The organism is Collinsella aerofaciens (assembly GCF_028209885.1).
GTDB classification, from domain to species: Bacteria; Actinomycetota; Coriobacteriia; order Coriobacteriales; family Coriobacteriaceae; genus Collinsella; species Collinsella aerofaciens_BA.
Map to the genome: position 1 here is coordinate 1 of NZ_JAQLEM010000026.1, position 14,425 is coordinate 14,425.

The window sequence follows — 14,425 nt, forward strand, 5'->3', positions numbered from 1 at the left end:
CGGGGGCTGGACTTGAATCCAGCCCCCGCTCTTTTGTAGGGATAAGGATGCGCTTTGATGCAGACTCTTTTGGAGGTCCTGGGTTCGTTACGCGAGCTCGGCTCCGAGGGCCTTGCAAGCGGTCTCGCCCTCATCGTCGGGCGCATCGTAGCAAATGACGGAATCGATGACATTGACGCCCGCCTCGTCGGCATCGGCCTTCCAGTTGTCCATCCACTCGCCCTCGGCCCACGAATAAGAGCCAAAGAGGACGACCTTCTTATCGCCGAGGGTCTCCTTGACCTCGTCCCACATAGGCTGGAACTCGTCATACTCAAGCTCCTCGGAACCCATGGCGGGGCAGCCGAAGGCAATGGCGTCATAGTTGGCGGCCTTGTCTGCGGAGAAGTCGGCGCAGGAGATGACCTCTGCCTCGGCGCCGGCACCGGTTGCACCCTCGGCAACGAAGTTTGCCATGGCCTCGGTGTTGCCTGTACCGCTCCAGTTGACGACGGCGATCTTGCTCATATGTCTTCCTTTCGGTTGTGCGGCGTGCGGCCGCGTCTTGTATGCTCTATCGGGTTGCCTGGACAAGTTGTTCCAGGGTGCAGCCCTGTTGATAGATGTAGGTAAGGTATTGCGTGCATGCGCGATAGGAATCGAAGGTCGTGAGCGCCTGCTCAACGTTTGTGTATACCTTCCATGCGCCAAAGACCTTATAGTTTTCGCCGTGCTGGACGATAAACTGATGGACATCTTCGTAGGGATAGCCCAAAAAATAGCCAATTTCGTGGGGGAACTCGCATATGCACCCCGTATCGCAGTGCCTATTTCGCGCGAGTGCGCAGACGCTGCCGTCATAGGCGCTTTCTGCGGCATTGCTGCTTGCCAGCGTGATGCGCGCGGCGAGATGCACCAGGGATGCGGGCAGGTTGTGGACATCGTAACCTTCGGCGGCTAGCGCCGTCGTGGCACGGGGGTCGGAGAGGTATCGCATGAGGTCCGCAGGGCGATACACATAGATGAGCGCTCCGCAGGGGCGCCAGACCAAAACGCTCATATGGATTCCGAGTGGCTGGAGCTCGCGGTTGCATTGGGCTATGACGGCGAGCAGGCGAGAGCGTCGCTCTTCGATATGGGCGGCGCCGGGTTTTCCGTTTTGGTTGGCGTAGACGCCGGGATAGGTAAAGAGCGAAGCCGGCTTGATGCCTGCGAGCGTAGGGGAGCAGTTGCGCACGACAGCCGTTTGGTATGTTGGGATGTCAATGGTTCGAGTCACGATGCTCCTTTCGGGTCCTCAGTTGTTAGCCTAGGAAAACTTATACACGAAAGTAAGCCATGGTCAACAAAAAAGTTTGAAGAGGGAAACTAATTGACCGAACGGACACGATTTTGGGTTAAGATGGGGACACCCCATGGGGGTATCTAGATAGTGCTACTTGAAAGGGGAACGCATGAGCGACTTGCTCAACCCTGCGAATCTCATCGTGTTGGCCGTCATTGCCGTCGGCATGTTTTTTGGACTGCGTCGCATTGTCGCTTCGACACACGGAAAGAGCTGCTGCAGCGATGGCACGAGCGGTAAGAAGGCCAAGAAGGTAGTGGTTGCGGATACCGATCCGTCCCACTACCCCTATAGCGATGAGCTGCTCATCGGCGGCATGAGCTGTGACGGCTGCGCTCAGAACGTAGCCAATGCCCTCAATGCGCTGGATGGCGTGTGGGCAACGGTGACGTATGCGGACCACACAGCGCGCGTGCGCTCCAAGCGGCCGATCGATCGCGGTGTCCTTGAGGCTGCCGTGAGAGATGCGGGTTACTACGTTATGACGCTGTAGGCCTTGCCTTGGATGCGCGTCCTTGTCTAGGCTCGTCCGCGTAGCTCGATGTCCTGGATGTCGTCGAAGTCGATGGCGATATCTTTGAGCTTGAGGAGTTTGAAAGCAGGGAGCGCCTCGTCGAGGATGCCGGTGCGGCTGCGATAGCCGTATGTATCGTAATAGGTGACACGAACCAAGTCGCCACGCTTGAGGCCCTCGAGCTTTTTCGAAAGTTCGAGGGCTTTTTCTTCTGTGAGTTCGCATTTTGGCTCGGCGGTGATCTCTTGTTTACGCACGAGCTCGTAGTATCCCGTGAGGGTGGCAAAGGGCATAAACTGCGCGGCACGGCCGGCACGGACGGTGCCGTTGGCGGTGAGCTTTGGGTCGGCGGAGCGACGTCTTCCCTCGGGGTCCGCTAGGCGTTCAAAAGGTGTCGGTGGCCGCATCGGCTGTTGTTGGGACTTAGGCACGATGTCCTCCAACTTGTTCGTTGCGTTCGCGCGCGGTGGCGCCGGCGGTAAAGCTTAATCCCTTGACGAGCGCGTTCTTGCCGTACTTGCCTTTCACGGCCAGGACGGCGCGCGCCAGGTCGCGCTCGCGCTCATCGGCCTCGATATCGCTGAACAGATCGATGGTGGCAAATTCCTCGGGCATGAGGTTGCCAAATCCCAGGTTGATGCGCTTGACCGGTCGTTTGGGATCGACAGTCTGCGCCCAGAGCTCATCGAAATAGCCCATGATCTTCTTAAACGAATTGGTACGCTCGGGCAGCTTTCGCGAGGCGTTGGAGTGCGCAAAGAGTGCGGCATAGCCACCGCGCGGTTTGCCGCCATGCTCTCCCACAAAGATGCCATCGATTGCCTGCGCTTCGCGCACCAGGCGACGCCGTTCGTCATCGCGCTGGACGGGCTTGGGCGCACGGGGCGCGAGCTCGGGGCCGGCGGTTGCGGTGGGTTCGATACTCGATGTGCTCGAGCGCAGGTGCCCGCATCCGTCCACATACTGCGCTGTACCGCTGGCGTCGAGGCGGCGTATGTCGGCGCGTTCGCTCGCGTAGCCCACAAAGAGCGAGATGCTGTCGCAGACCACGTGCTTATCGACCAAGTCTAAAACGGCGTTGTCGACCATCTCGCGCAAGACGGTATAGGCCTGTTCGTAGGCATAACCCTTCGAGAGCACCTGTCCTGTGGTGGTCGAAGTTGCCTGCGGGCGATAGGCTTGGATATCGGCGATGGTTGTCGGCTCGCGTCCGAAGGCGTGATCGATAAGATATTCGGCATTGACGCCGAGCTCGTCGTAGAGCAGGTTTTCGTCAAGGGCGGCGACGCCCATCAGGTCGTAGACGCCATACTTTTCGAGTCGGGCTGCCACGCCGGGGCCGATGCCCCAGATGTCGGTGATGGGGCGATGGGGCCAGATCTCCTTGCGAAAGGTCTCGTCGTCGAGTATGCCGATGCGGCTGGGTACGTGCTTGGCGGTAATGTCGAGCGCTACCTTGGCCTGGAATAGGTTGGGGCCGATGCCGACCGTCGCCGTGATGCCGGTGCGCGCGAGGACCTCGTCGCGCAGCGTGCAGGCGAACCCTTCCGCATCGGTGTGATAGAGGTCCAGATAGGGCGTCACGTCGATAAAGCACTCATCGATGGAGTAGACGTGCACGTCCTGGGGGCTGACGTATTCCAGATAGATACCGTAGATTTTCGCCGACACCTCCATGTAATGCTGCATGCGCGGTACGGCCGTGATGTAGTCGATGCCATCGGGAATTTCGAACAGACGGCAGCGATTGTGTATCCCGAGGTCCTTCATGGCCTGTGTGATGGCGAGGCAGATGGTCGTGCGTCCGCGTGATTCGTCGGCAACGACCAGGTTGGTGGTGAGTGGATCGAGCCCGCGGTCCACGCACTCGACGCTGGCATAAAACGTCTTGAGGTCGATGCAGATGTAGGTGTGCTGCTCGTGCGCCACGCGTCCTCCCATCAAACACATGTTCTTATCGAATACCTGTTCGATAATACCCGCTCGACCAGACACCGTCAAAACCTGTCCCTTTTTGGCGGGTATGGTCGTGCGGCTGCATCGGGTTTTTAACGCAGCCCTAAAGAGCGCGAAACAGCTCGGAAAAGCTCGCTTCGTAGCATGAGCCTAACGATCGATACCGCCTATACGCACGGAAGGGTTGTGGAAAAGATGGTCAATTATGGGTTTGGTATGCCGACGCGCCTTGTTGCGGATGGAGACGTGGCTCGCTGGTGCGGACGATTGGTCGCTCACTACGGTGGCACCAAGGCGCTGGTCGTGTTGGGCGGTGACAAACATACGCACGATGAGCTCGTCTCGGCGGCGCTCGGCTCGCTTGATCGAGCTCTGCTCGAACGCGTGCTTTTTCGCTGCGGCTTGGTCGGGGGCGACGGGGGAGACGATTTGGTCGATGAGGCCGTAGCCCTGGCGACCGACGAAGGCGTGGACTTTGTCCTGGCGATTGGCGATGCCGATACTGCCGGCTTTGCGCGTGAGCTCGCGCGTCGCATGGCGGCGCTCGATGCCGGCGAAGACGGCTTTGTGCCTTATGGATGCATTGTCTCGGAGGGCAAGGTGCCTGCTGTCGTGGGCACCGGCGAGGTTCCCGTTTTTGCCATTATCGCGCCCGAACTGCTGGAGGGCATCGGGTCTCCTTTGCGTGAGTTGCTCGGTAGCGTCTGCGCTGCGGCCTAATATCTGCCAGGAAGGGACAGGTTAATTTTGGTAGGTAAAGCGTTTGACCTGCCAAAATTAACCTGTCCCTTTTTGGTCGGTCGCCGTTTAGGGGCGGATTGGCAACGCTCGCTGATTACGGTCTTGACCTGCGCTAGAATAGGGTCATCTGATTATCCGGGCGCATGGAGGTATGCGCCCGTATGTTGAGGAGGACTTTATGGCAACTGTTGCCGCACCTATCGACGCTACGTCGACCGCCGCTTGGAAGGCGCTCGAGGCCCATCAGGAGAAGCTCGAGGCCGAGGGTATCGACCTTAAGGCATGGTTCGCTGCCGATGCGGAGCGCGTGAACAAGCTGAGCTTTGACGCCGGTGACCTGCACTTCGACCTGTCCAAGAACCTGGTGACCGATGAGACCGTCAAGCTGCTGTGCGATCTTGCCCGCGAGGTGAAGCTCGAGGAGCGCCGCGACGCCATGTTCTCCGGCGAGCACATCAACACCACCGAGGACCGCGCCGTCCTGCACACCGCGCTTCGTCGCCCGGCAAGCGAGAAGGGCCAGCTCATTGTCGACGGCCAGGACGTCGTCGCCGACGTGCACGAGGTCCTCGACCGCATGTATGCCTTCGCCGAGCGCGTGCGCTCCGGTGAGTGGAAGGGCGTTACCGGCAAGAAGATCGAGCACCTGGTGTCCATCGGCATCGGCGGCTCCGATCTGGGCCCGGTCATGGCTTACGAGGCTCTGCGTCCCTATGCTGACGCCGGTATCGACTGCCGCTACATCTCCAACATCGACCCCAACGACCAGGCCGAGAAGCTTAAGGGTTTGGACCCCGAGACCACGCTCGTGATCATCGTCTCCAAGACCTTCACCACGCTCGAGACCCTCACCAACGCTCGCGAGGTCAAGACCTGGATGCTCGAGCAGCTCAAGGCTCAGGGCGCCATCGACGGCTCCGATGAGCAGAACGCCGAGGCCGTGGCAAAGCACTTCGTCGCCGTCTCCACCGCGCTCGAGAAGGTCGAGGCCTTCGGCATCGACCCTGCCAACGCCTTCGGTTTCTGGAACTGGGTCGGCGGCCGCTATTCTGTTGACTCCGCCGTGGGCCTGTCGCTGATCGTCGTGCTCGGCCCCGAGCGCTTCCAGCAGTTCCTCGAGGGCTTCCACGCCATCGACGAGTACTTCTGCAATACCCCGCTCGAGAACAACGCCGTCGCGCTAATGGGCCTGTTCAACGTCTGGTACGTCAACTTCTTCGGTTCCAAGAGCCATGCCGTGCTGCCGTACTGCCAGTACCTGCACCGTTTCCCGGCCTACCTGCAGCAGCTCACCATGGAGTCCAACGGCAAGCATGTCCGTTGGGACGGCAGCGCCGTGACCTCCGACACCGGTGAGATCTTCTGGGGCGAGCCCGGCACCAACGGCCAGCATGCCTTCTACCAGCTGCTGCACCAGGGCACTGTGGTGGTCCCGGCCGATTTCATCGCCTTTGCCAATACCGCCAACCCTGCGACCGATAGCGGCCAGGACGTGCATGAGCTGTTCCTGGGCAACTTCCTGGCCCAGACCAAGGCGCTCGCCTTTGGCAAGACGGCCGACGAAGTTCGTGCCGAGGGCACGCCCGAGCAGATCGTCCCGGCCCGTTGCTTTGAGGGCAACCGCCCGACGACCTCGATCTTTGGCGACACGCTGACCCCGTTCGCACTCGGTGAGCTCATCGCCCTGTACGAGCACATCACGTTTGTCGAGGGTACGGTCTGGGGCATCGACTCCTATGACCAGTGGGGTGTTGAGCTGGGCAAGCAGCTTGCCAAGCAGATCACCCCTGCCTTCCACGACGATGCCGCCAAGGCCGAGCAGGACGCTTCGACCCAGGCGCTCATCGAGTTCTATCGCGCGCATCGCAAGTAGTCGCTGCTGTTAACGCATCGCGCCTTATAGTCAGGGGCCCGTATCCTATCGGATGCGGGCCCCTTTGCTTTGCCGTGGTCCCGGGGCGCACGGCCTTTGTGGAGCATCGCCGGGGCGTCGCGCGCTGCGAGAACCCTGCGCCTAGATCTCGGCCTCCGCATGGCCTCGCTGCGCCTCGGGCAGCTCCCCGTAGAGCGGATGGTCTTCGAGCCTAAAGCGCTCGACCTGTTCGGGAGTGCGACCGCGTACAAAGAGCCACGAGCGATCGATCGGCGTCGCCATGAGCGTGCTGGGCAGCGCGTCGGCGCGGTCGGAAAACACCCGGGCACTCTCGGGATCCTGGAACGCCAGCACCAGATGCGTGTCGCAGTTGCCCATGATGGAGCGTGCGCGTGCCTCGCCATAGAGCGCATCGAGCTGGTTGGTCGACTGCAGCAGCAGCGTTGCCCAGATGTTGCGGCTTCGGATAATCGAGAGCACGTTGTCGATCTGGGGGATCTGCAGATTTGCGAAGTCATCGAGCATAAAGCGCACGGGCACGGGCAGGCTGCCGTCGGGCTGCCTATCGGCCTCACGAATGAGGCCCATAAACGCTTGCGTAATAAAGAGGTCGGTCAGCGGATCGAGATTGCGGTCAATATCGCTTACGGTTACAAACAGGGCGCAGGGGGTGTGTCCCATGGAAGCGAAGTCCACCTGATGGCACTCACGATAGAGCTGTGCCGCACCGTCGAATCCCAGACACATGACCTTTTCGGCAAGGATGCCGACGATGCTCGCGTGCATGCGCTCGGCATTTTGCGTAATGGCGTAGCGCCGCCATAGCGAGAGGGCATAGCTTTGGGGGTCGGTCGTGATCAGGTCGTCAAACAATCGACCCGTGGCACCGTCCTGCAGGTGCTCGATCAGCTTGATGACCGAGCTGATCGTCTGCTCGTCGGCGGGTAGCTGTTCGGTGACGTAGGCGATAAGACACGACAGCAGGTTTGCCGCCGCATGATCCCAAAAAGGCTGGTTGTTGTCCTCGATGGGGCAGATGGCCTTTGCCACCGAGAGGATGTCCTGCTGGTTGGGCCTGCCGTCCGCCTTGCGGCGAATGTGCCTCAGGGGGTTGTAGCCGCAGCGCTCGATGCCGGGCGCAAGGGCCGGGACGGTGTTGAGGTCGGCGAAGTTGAGACATTGCACGCGGTAACCGTGGGCTGCCAGCACGGGTCCCACTTCGCGACAGAGCGTGCCTTTGGTGTCGAGCACGATGTAGCTTGCGTTCATTTGCAGCAGGTTGGGCTTGAGGACGTTTCGGGTCTTGCCGGCTCCCGAGGGGCCGATCACAAGTGCGTTGTTGTTGAGTCCCGTTTGGCGGGTGTCGCAGGAGAGCGTTCGATCCTTGGCGAGGATGGTGGACGATGCGGACTCAGATGCGGCGAGGCGGCTGGCGAGGTTAGACATGGGCGACCTCCTTGGTGGTCGAGAGAATTTCGTGGGCAAAGCCGAGCTCGACGGCGCGCTCGGCCGAAAGGTAGGTGTCTTTTGCAGTGAGGGACTGGATGCGCTTGGGCGTGAGGCCGCTGCGGTCCGAGAGGATTTGCGTGAGGGTCTTGCGGGTCTGCATGAGACGCCGGCTGGTTTCCTGCAACGCAAGTGCCGAGCCGCCTGCCCCCTGGGGGATCAGCGGGTCATGAATCATGAGCTCTGCATGGGGCGCCATACGGCGATCGTCGCCGCCCATAAAGATCACGGCGCCCATGGACGCGGCGAATTCCAGACAGACGGTGCGGATGGGGCACGATGCGAGGCGCATGGCGTCATAGATCGCAAGACCCGATCGCACGCTTCCGCCGGCGCTGGCGACAAATATGGTGATGGGGCGGCTGGGGTCGGTGGCATCGAGCAGACGAATCTGCTGGCATAGGTCGTGGGCCATCGGGGTTTCGATGTTTCCCATGACGGAGAGCTCGCGACGGGCGAGCATCTCATCGTAAATGCTGGTGAGCGTGATACCTCGGGCGGATTCACGCATGGTGAGGGGGCTGATGATGGGGGAATGATTGGTGTCCATGAGGACTCCTTTCTGTTGGTGGTGTTGTGGAATAGAGTCGCTGCCCGCGGAGGGGCTGGCGGGCTACAGGGTTCGTCCGAGCCTGAGATCGAGCTCGGTTGTGGGGCAGGCTGCCTGTCCGTGCGGCTCGCAAGCGCCAAGGGCTCCAAAGCGATGGAGCGTTGCGACGGGCGTGGTGTAGGCGAGCCGCAGCTGATGCTCGATAGGGGCACATCCGTCATTTTTGTAATGAGCCGCGTAGTACTGCGCGATGCTGGCGTTCATCTCGCTGCCATTGCGATGGCGCTCAAACTGGCGTCTGCAGGTCTCGATGATCTTTGCTACCGACTTGGGTGCCGTCGCGGGAACAAGGGCGAGATAGCCCTCAAATAGCTCGTTGATGTTCAGGAGGCACAGCAGGTCGATCAGCGTCCTTATGGCTGCTCCCTCGGCAGAAAAGTGCGCGGTCATGCGGTTATATCGGTTGCGGTCGACGATGGCCGCATGGGGTCTTGGAGTTTTCTGCCCCGTGGTCCCGGGCTTTTGCCGCGCCTGTGTATTGAGCTCGACGTTGCAGCGCTTGAGGCCGTCCAACGGAAGGAACAGTGCGGTGCGCAGGGTGTTCCGCTTGCTTTCGAGTTCATGACGCTCGTCGGGTTCCCATTCGAGCTTGAGTTTCGTGTCGAGCGCCGTAAGCATATGGGCTAGGCAGCCTACGGTAAGAACGTACGAATCGTTGTCGCGTTTTGGGGCATAGGGGTCTGTCAGCTTGCGAATGTCGGGGTCGCCCATGATCTTTGTGCAGCGCTTCAGCAGTTGAGGGTGGTCGGCCAAGATCGTCGCGAGCGGTAGCGACGCGTAGTTCTTGATGGTCGCGGCGGCAAAGGCGGCGTCATATTCGTTTGCATATGCTCGCTCAATGCGGGCATCCAGAATGCTTTTCTTATCGCCGTCTTCAGCGTGGTGGTTTGTCATAGCTTCTCCAATCGGTTGATGTTCGTGCTGTTTGTTGATGTGCTGGTTGTCGTGAGTGATGCGCTTGCCGTGGGTGATGTGCTGACGTTGGGGTGCTATGCGGTTTTCAATGAGCCCGTGAGGCAGTTGCTGCAGGGACGGGATGGAACGGCCCATGCAAGGCGGAAGGCATCGTTCTCAAAATCGAGACAGCAATGCCCTGGGTGCCTCACATGTGGCAGTTACCTCATTAAGTTGTCATTGCGTTTGGGGTTGTACTTTGCCGATCTTCCTTCTCTTACACGCTAAAACTCAAACTTCATATGCTCGATCTACTTAAAACCGCAACGGCGGTCTTTTATCAACTTATATGTCGGAACGCGTCTTTGCAAGTACTTTTTTGTCTTTGTTTCAAATGGGGTGGTTTTGCAACCGTCATACGCGCGCTGTGCGAACGTGCCCCGGCTCGGATAAGATAGTGCGCGATAAAAACGATGCAAGGAGGCACATATGGCAATCAAGGCCATCGCGATGGATATCGACGGTACGCTCACCAACGACCAGAAAGTGATTAGCCCGCGTACGCGCGAGAAGCTGCTCGCGGCGCAGGAGTCGGGCATTAAGCTCATCTTGGCTTCGGGTCGTCCCGCATGGGGGCTGCACGCCTTGGCGCAGGAGCTCGACCTTCAAAACCATGATGGTCTGCTAGTCGCTTTCAATGGCGCGCATGTGGTCGACGCTCAGACCGATGAGGTTCTTTTTGACCAGGCCATGCCGGCTGACGAGCTGCACCGTCTGATTGATCATCTGCAAAACTATGATGTGATCCCCATGATCTCGCTCGGTCGCGACTTGCATGTCGAGGACTCGTACCACTGCATGATTACGCTGCCGGATGGCTCGCAGAAAAACATTGTCAAATACGAGCGCGATGCCTGCGACCTTAAGATCCGCGAGGTCGAGAGCTTGCATGAGGTCGTGGACACTTATCCCGTGGACAAGCTGCTGACGGCGGGCGATCCGGCCTACCTGCAGGCGCATTACGAGGAGATGTATGCGCCCTTTAAGCAGACGCTTTCGGGCATGTTTACGGCCGACTGGTACTTTGAGTACACGGCGCCCGGTATTGACAAGGCCCGCGCGCTCGAGGGTGCCCTGCCCAAGCTCGGCATCGATGCCAGCGAGGTCGTATCGTTTGGCGACGGCCAGAACGACAAGTCCATGATCGAGTGGGCTGGTACCGGTGTTGCCATGGGAAACGCCGTCGATGAGGTTAAGGCTGTGGCCCAGATGGTGACCGCCAATAACAACGAAGATGGTATTGCGGTGGCGCTGGATAAGCTGCTGGGTTAGAATCGCCGATAATGCATGGTTCGGGCGTCCGCTTGCGGGCGCCCTTTTGTTAGGGAGGGTGCCGTGTCCGCATTTCCGTTCGACGCCGTTATCTTTGACATGGACGGCGTGATTGTCGATACCGAGTATTACTACCTGGGCGAGACCGCCGCGTTTGCCAAGGAGCTTGGGCTTAATCTGACTCAAGAGGAGTTGAATGGGCAGGTCGGTACCTCGCATCAGTTCTTCCTGCATATGCTGGTCGATTGGTTTGAGCGTGCCGGTAAGGGGCATTTCACTGGCGAGGAAGCGTTGGCCCGTTGGGACGAATGGGCTCATAAGCGTCCGCGCGACTATCAGGCTTTGATTAACCCAGGCGCCGTGGATACGATTCGAGAGCTGCCGCGCCGCGGCGTTCGCGTGGCACTTGCCAGCTCGTCTCCCATGGTTAGTATCGAGGAAGTGCTCAATGCGTGCGGGCTGTCGGATGCCTTTGAGTATGTGGTGAGCGGCGAGCAGTTTAAGGAGAGCAAGCCCGAGCCCGACATCTACCTGCATGCGCTGGACCTGCTGGGGCTGCCCGCGAATCGCTGCTGCTGCGTCGAGGATTCGGTGCCTGGCATCACCGCTGGCAAGCGAGCCGGCCTGACAGTCATTGCCAAGCGCGAGGAACGCTTTGGCTTTAGCCAGGATGCCGCGGACAAGATTATCGACCAGCTGCCGGAGCTACTGGAACTCGCGTAGATCCTGGGCGGTACTGCTGTCACAACAGTGGTTCCGTTGGCATAAGAGAGGGGCGCGCTATGGCATTTAACGTGAGCGCACTGGGGTTTGGCGACAACGTCGTCGACCGCTACGAGCATATTCGCACGATGTATCCGGGTGGCAATGCGGTGAACTTTGCCGTGTATGCCAAGAAATGCGGAGCCGCGCGCTCCGCGTATATGGGCATCTTTGGTAATGACGCTGCTGCCGAGCACGTGATTGCGAGTCTTGAAGATGAGGACGTTGAACTAGCCAAATGCAAGCAGCTCATCGGTGAGAATGGTGCTGCGCGCGTGACCGTCGTTAACGGCGACCGTGTTTTCCTTGGCTCCAATGAGGGTGGCATCCGTGGTGATGCGCGCTATGTGCTCGATCGCTTTGACCTTGCGTACATGAAGCAGTTCGACGTAGTCCACTCGGGCAACTATTGCTTTACCGAGCGTGAACTTCCCAAGTTGAAGGCCGCGGGCATCACGGTTTCGTTTGACTTCTCGGACGATTCGACCGACGAGTACTACGAGCAGATTGCTCCCTACGTTGACTTCGCGTTCTTTAGCGCGGCAGACGCCGCGAGTGAGGATGAGATTCGCGAGCGTCTGGCATGGGTGAGGAGCCTAGGTCCGCGTTTCGTATCGGCAACGGCTGGCGCTGAGGGCTGCATTGCCTATGATGGCGATCGTTATTACCGCCAACTGGCTAAGCCGGTAACGGATATGAAGGACACCATGGGTGCGGGCGACTCATTCCTGACTTCGTTCCTGATGTGTTATCTCGATTCCGTCAAGCGTGGCGAGGATGGTGCCGAGGCCATCGAGCGTGCACTCGACTTTGCGGCGGGGTTTGCTTCGACCGTATGCGGCATGGAAGGCTCCTGGGGCCATGGAGTGCCGATTTCCGAATAGGTGAGCAGTCCCGGGGAGTCGAATTGTCGCCCCCCGGGACTCCATGGACAAAAAATGCTAAATATGAGTACTGTCACTAATTTAGTAACAGCGAAATTAAGCTATTGAGGGCCTAGTTGGGTGTCTGCGAGTGATTAAAACCTGCTAAAAATGACTTTAACCACCTTAAAGTGCCTTGATAACGGATAGCTGTACATTATCAAGGCACTATTTTGCCGTAAAATAATGTGACTGGATTTGCAACAGTACTCATATTTGGCATTTTTTGCCCACCGGGGTTAGCGAAGGTCAAAAACAGAGTGCGCATTTGTTAAAACTGCCGACTCGATGCGCTTTGCGTCACAATTCTTGAGCGAGGCGATGCGTTCTGAGGTCCTTGTGAGCGATCTGATGAGCGACTGTGCGCTTGTTTCTGTGTTTGGCTCGGCTGGTGCATCGGTCTCGAGCAGTAAACGATCGAGTGGAATCTGTCGGGCGTATTCGCGACCGCGCTTGGTGGCGAGCATACGCTCGTTCACGGAAAAATAGCAGCCTGCGTTTCGCGCGCGGACGAGTTCGTCCGAAGTACCGCTAAACCAGTGGAAGATGATAGCGGGGGAGTCGGGGTTTGGGATGAGTGGTCCATGCGATTCGAAGACGTCCAGTACGGCTCCTGCTGAACGAACGGCGTGAATTGATATCACGCGTCCGGTAAGAGGATGCTGCGCGAGCGCATCGCAGAGCCGGTCGAGTGCCTGTATTTGTAGCGGCTCACTTCCAGCAAAGCGCGCGGAAAAGTCGAGTCCGACTTCGCCGATGTAGCGCTCTTGGGCAGCAACTTCGCAAAGCAGATCGACTTCGGCAGGACCGCAGCGGTCGTCGACAAGCCACCAGGGATGGAGGCCGACGCCGGCGATGATGCCTGGTTGGCGATGGGCGCGCTCGTTTGCGGCCGAAAAGTCACGTGGATCGACGCCGCAATCAAATAAGCCCAAGCCCAGTGCCGTCGCCTCATCGGCAACGGCGTCCGGGTGAGCCAGTAAATCAAGATGGCAGTGTGCATCAATTAACCGGGGCTCCATCGCGGCGTACTCCGCTAGTCCAGGCGTTGGCCGTCGGCGCGCACGCGCTCGGTGCCGCGCCCGCTGATCTGGCGGATAACCTCGCCGGCAATCATCTGACCCATGATGGGCGGCATAAAGCTGGCGGTACCCAACTCGGTACGCTCGTGGATGTTGGACGGGTCGCGGGGTTGGGTCTTAACCGATTCCTCGCAGCTAAACAGCACGTGCAGGCTTTTGATTCCGCGCTTCTTACATTCTTTGCGCATAATGCGGCTCATGGGGTCACGTACCGTATCGAAAATGTCGGCAAAGCGGAGGCACTCGGGATGGAGTTTGTTGGCCCCGCCCATGGAGCTAACCAAACGAATGTCGTGGTCCTGAGCATATTTGGCAATGGTGAGCTTGGCCGAGATGGTGTCGATGGCGTCGACGACGTAGTCGAGCTTGCCGCCCGTCTGCTCAAAAACGCTCGCAAAGAACTCGTCGATGTTGTCGCTCAGCAGGTATTCGGTGCGCTTGATAACGGTGGCGGCGGGATTGATATCGCGAATCATGGCTTCCATCACGTCCACCTTGCGCTTGCCGATGGTGCTGTGAAAGGCGATGGCCTGGCGATTGATATTGCTGGGCGCGATGATGTCCTTGTCAAGAATGACGAAATGACCAATGCCGCTGCGGGCAAGTGCCTCGCAGCAATTGGAGCCCACACCTCCGCAGCCGAGCACCAACACCGTGGCGTTGGCGAGTTTATTAAGTGCCTCGCGGCCCATGATGATCTCGAGCTTGGTGTCGCGTGTCTCGTTGGGAGTTGCGGCTGTGGTTTCAGTCATAGACATCCTCCGATGGGGAAGCGAATCGTGTTTTAGCTATCGCCATTATAGGTATTATCGCGATTCCATTTGAGCCCTAGGGGCTTGTTGAAATGAGGCAGAGATTCGCATAAGATGAAGCAGATGGCACCCGTTGCCGCGGGTTGGCCAACTCCC

Annotated in this window: 15 protein-coding genes; 6 read left to right on the plus strand and 9 right to left on the minus strand. The window is 59.1% G+C overall.

The window, feature by feature from the left end; all coding sequences use genetic code 11:
• Positions 1-87 precede the first annotated feature (87 nt).
• The gene (locus PMX21_RS07270; RefSeq protein ID WP_271758917.1) at positions 88-507 is read right to left on the minus strand and encodes a flavodoxin; all 420 of its coding nucleotides are present in this window, start codon (positions 505-507) and stop codon (positions 88-90) included.
• Between the two features lie 46 nt (positions 508-553).
• Complete coding sequence (locus PMX21_RS07275) at positions 554-1,258, minus strand: DUF3793 family protein (protein ID WP_271758919.1); 705 nt, start codon at positions 1,256-1,258, stop codon at positions 554-556.
• A gap of 175 nt (positions 1,259-1,433) precedes the next feature.
• On the opposite strand from PMX21_RS07275, the gene PMX21_RS07280 reads away from it, so the two are divergent.
• Entirely contained in the window at positions 1,434-1,817 is a 384-nt protein-coding gene (locus PMX21_RS07280; protein ID WP_271758921.1) for a heavy-metal-associated domain-containing protein, read from the plus strand.
• Positions 1,818-1,843: 26 nt separating this feature from the next.
• Here the strand turns inward: PMX21_RS07280 and PMX21_RS07285 are convergent, their stop codons facing one another.
• Both PMX21_RS07285 and PMX21_RS07290 read right to left on the minus strand, forming a co-directional pair.
• Positions 1,844-2,269, minus strand: a complete 426-nt coding sequence (locus tag PMX21_RS07285; RefSeq protein WP_271758923.1) for a hypothetical protein — start codon at positions 2,267-2,269, stop codon at positions 1,844-1,846.
• The gene (locus tag PMX21_RS07290) at positions 2,262-3,788 is read right to left on the minus strand and encodes a Y-family DNA polymerase (RefSeq protein ID WP_271758953.1); all 1,527 of its coding nucleotides are present in this window, start codon (positions 3,786-3,788) and stop codon (positions 2,262-2,264) included. The genes PMX21_RS07285 and PMX21_RS07290 overlap by 8 nt, the downstream gene beginning before the upstream one ends.
• 201 nt (positions 3,789-3,989) lie before the next feature.
• Here PMX21_RS07290 and PMX21_RS07295 point away from each other — a divergent pair, with 201 nt between their 5' ends.
• Together PMX21_RS07295 and pgi are read left to right on the plus strand one after the other, a co-directional pair.
• A complete protein-coding gene (locus PMX21_RS07295) occupies positions 3,990-4,514 on the plus strand; it encodes an iron-containing alcohol dehydrogenase (protein ID WP_158558624.1) in 525 nt (174 codons plus the stop codon).
• Positions 4,515-4,713: 199 nt separating this feature from the next.
• Positions 4,714-6,408 (plus strand): glucose-6-phosphate isomerase, encoded by a 1,695-nt coding sequence (pgi, locus tag PMX21_RS07300; RefSeq protein WP_117757367.1) that lies wholly within the window; start codon positions 4,714-4,716, stop codon positions 6,406-6,408.
• Positions 6,409-6,549: 141 nt separating this feature from the next.
• Here the strand turns inward: pgi and PMX21_RS07305 are convergent, their stop codons facing one another.
• The 3 genes from PMX21_RS07305 to PMX21_RS07315 all read right to left on the minus strand — a co-directional run bounded on the left by PMX21_RS07305 (position 6,550) and on the right by PMX21_RS07315 (position 9,418).
• Positions 6,550-7,854, minus strand: coding sequence for a VirD4-like conjugal transfer protein, CD1115 family (locus PMX21_RS07305; protein ID WP_271758925.1), 1,305 nt, complete (start codon positions 7,852-7,854; stop codon positions 6,550-6,552).
• Entirely contained in the window at positions 7,847-8,464 is a 618-nt protein-coding gene (locus PMX21_RS07310; protein WP_022094432.1) for an ATP-dependent Clp protease proteolytic subunit, read from the minus strand. Before PMX21_RS07310 ends, PMX21_RS07305 begins: the two co-directional genes overlap by 8 nt.
• A gap of 63 nt (positions 8,465-8,527) precedes the next feature.
• Positions 8,528-9,418, minus strand: coding sequence for a hypothetical protein (locus PMX21_RS07315; protein ID WP_271758927.1), 891 nt, complete (start codon positions 9,416-9,418; stop codon positions 8,528-8,530).
• Positions 9,419-9,907: 489 nt separating this feature from the next.
• Here PMX21_RS07315 and PMX21_RS07320 point away from each other — a divergent pair, with 489 nt between their 5' ends.
• The 3 genes from PMX21_RS07320 (at position 9,908) to PMX21_RS07330 (ending at position 12,396) form a co-directional block, all read left to right on the plus strand.
• Positions 9,908-10,750 (plus strand): Cof-type HAD-IIB family hydrolase, encoded by an 843-nt coding sequence (locus PMX21_RS07320; RefSeq protein WP_040358373.1) that lies wholly within the window; start codon positions 9,908-9,910, stop codon positions 10,748-10,750.
• Positions 10,751-10,813: 63 nt separating this feature from the next.
• A complete protein-coding gene (locus tag PMX21_RS07325; RefSeq protein WP_230317444.1) occupies positions 10,814-11,473 on the plus strand; it encodes an HAD family hydrolase in 660 nt (219 codons plus the stop codon).
• Between the two features lie 59 nt (positions 11,474-11,532).
• Positions 11,533-12,396 carry a PfkB family carbohydrate kinase gene (locus tag PMX21_RS07330; protein ID WP_271758931.1) on the plus strand — a complete coding sequence of 288 codons (864 nt, stop codon included), beginning with the start codon at positions 11,533-11,535 and terminating at the stop codon, positions 12,394-12,396.
• Between the two features lie 278 nt (positions 12,397-12,674).
• Here the strand turns inward: PMX21_RS07330 and PMX21_RS07335 are convergent, their stop codons facing one another.
• The gene (locus PMX21_RS07335; RefSeq protein WP_271758933.1) at positions 12,675-13,457 is read right to left on the minus strand and encodes a TatD family hydrolase; all 783 of its coding nucleotides are present in this window, start codon (positions 13,455-13,457) and stop codon (positions 12,675-12,677) included.
• Positions 13,458-13,471: 14 nt separating this feature from the next.
• Positions 13,472-14,269: a tRNA threonylcarbamoyladenosine dehydratase gene (locus PMX21_RS07340; RefSeq protein ID WP_271758935.1), complete on the minus strand. Its 798-nt coding sequence runs from the start codon at positions 14,267-14,269 to the stop codon at positions 13,472-13,474.
• Positions 14,270-14,425 lie beyond the last annotated feature (156 nt).

What these genes read in the sequence shown, in the direction of transcription:
- PMX21_RS07270 (WP_271758917.1), bottom strand. Translation starts at nt 507, where the DNA reads ATGAGCAAGATCGCCGTCGTCAACTGGAGCGGTACAGGCAACACCGAG.
- PMX21_RS07280 (WP_271758921.1), top strand. Translation starts at nt 1,434, where the DNA reads ATGAGCGACTTGCTCAACCCTGCGAATCTCATCGTGTTGGCCGTCATT.
- PMX21_RS07290 (WP_271758953.1), bottom strand. Translation starts at nt 3,788, where the DNA reads ATGTGTTTGATGGGAGGACGCGTGGCGCACGAGCAGCACACCTACATC.
- PMX21_RS07295 (WP_158558624.1), top strand. Translation starts at nt 3,990, where the DNA reads ATGGTCAATTATGGGTTTGGTATGCCGACGCGCCTTGTTGCGGATGGA.
- pgi (WP_117757367.1), top strand. Translation starts at nt 4,714, where the DNA reads ATGGCAACTGTTGCCGCACCTATCGACGCTACGTCGACCGCCGCTTGG.
- PMX21_RS07305 (WP_271758925.1), bottom strand. Translation starts at nt 7,854, where the DNA reads ATGTCTAACCTCGCCAGCCGCCTCGCCGCATCTGAGTCCGCATCGTCC.
- PMX21_RS07310 (WP_022094432.1), bottom strand. Translation starts at nt 8,464, where the DNA reads ATGGACACCAATCATTCCCCCATCATCAGCCCCCTCACCATGCGTGAA.
- PMX21_RS07315 (WP_271758927.1), bottom strand. Translation starts at nt 9,418, where the DNA reads ATGACAAACCACCACGCTGAAGACGGCGATAAGAAAAGCATTCTGGAT.
- PMX21_RS07320 (WP_040358373.1), top strand. Translation starts at nt 9,908, where the DNA reads ATGGCAATCAAGGCCATCGCGATGGATATCGACGGTACGCTCACCAAC.
- PMX21_RS07330 (WP_271758931.1), top strand. Translation starts at nt 11,533, where the DNA reads ATGGCATTTAACGTGAGCGCACTGGGGTTTGGCGACAACGTCGTCGAC.
- PMX21_RS07335 (WP_271758933.1), bottom strand. Translation starts at nt 13,457, where the DNA reads ATGGAGCCCCGGTTAATTGATGCACACTGCCATCTTGATTTACTGGCT.
- PMX21_RS07340 (WP_271758935.1), bottom strand. Translation starts at nt 14,269, where the DNA reads ATGACTGAAACCACAGCCGCAACTCCCAACGAGACACGCGACACCAAG.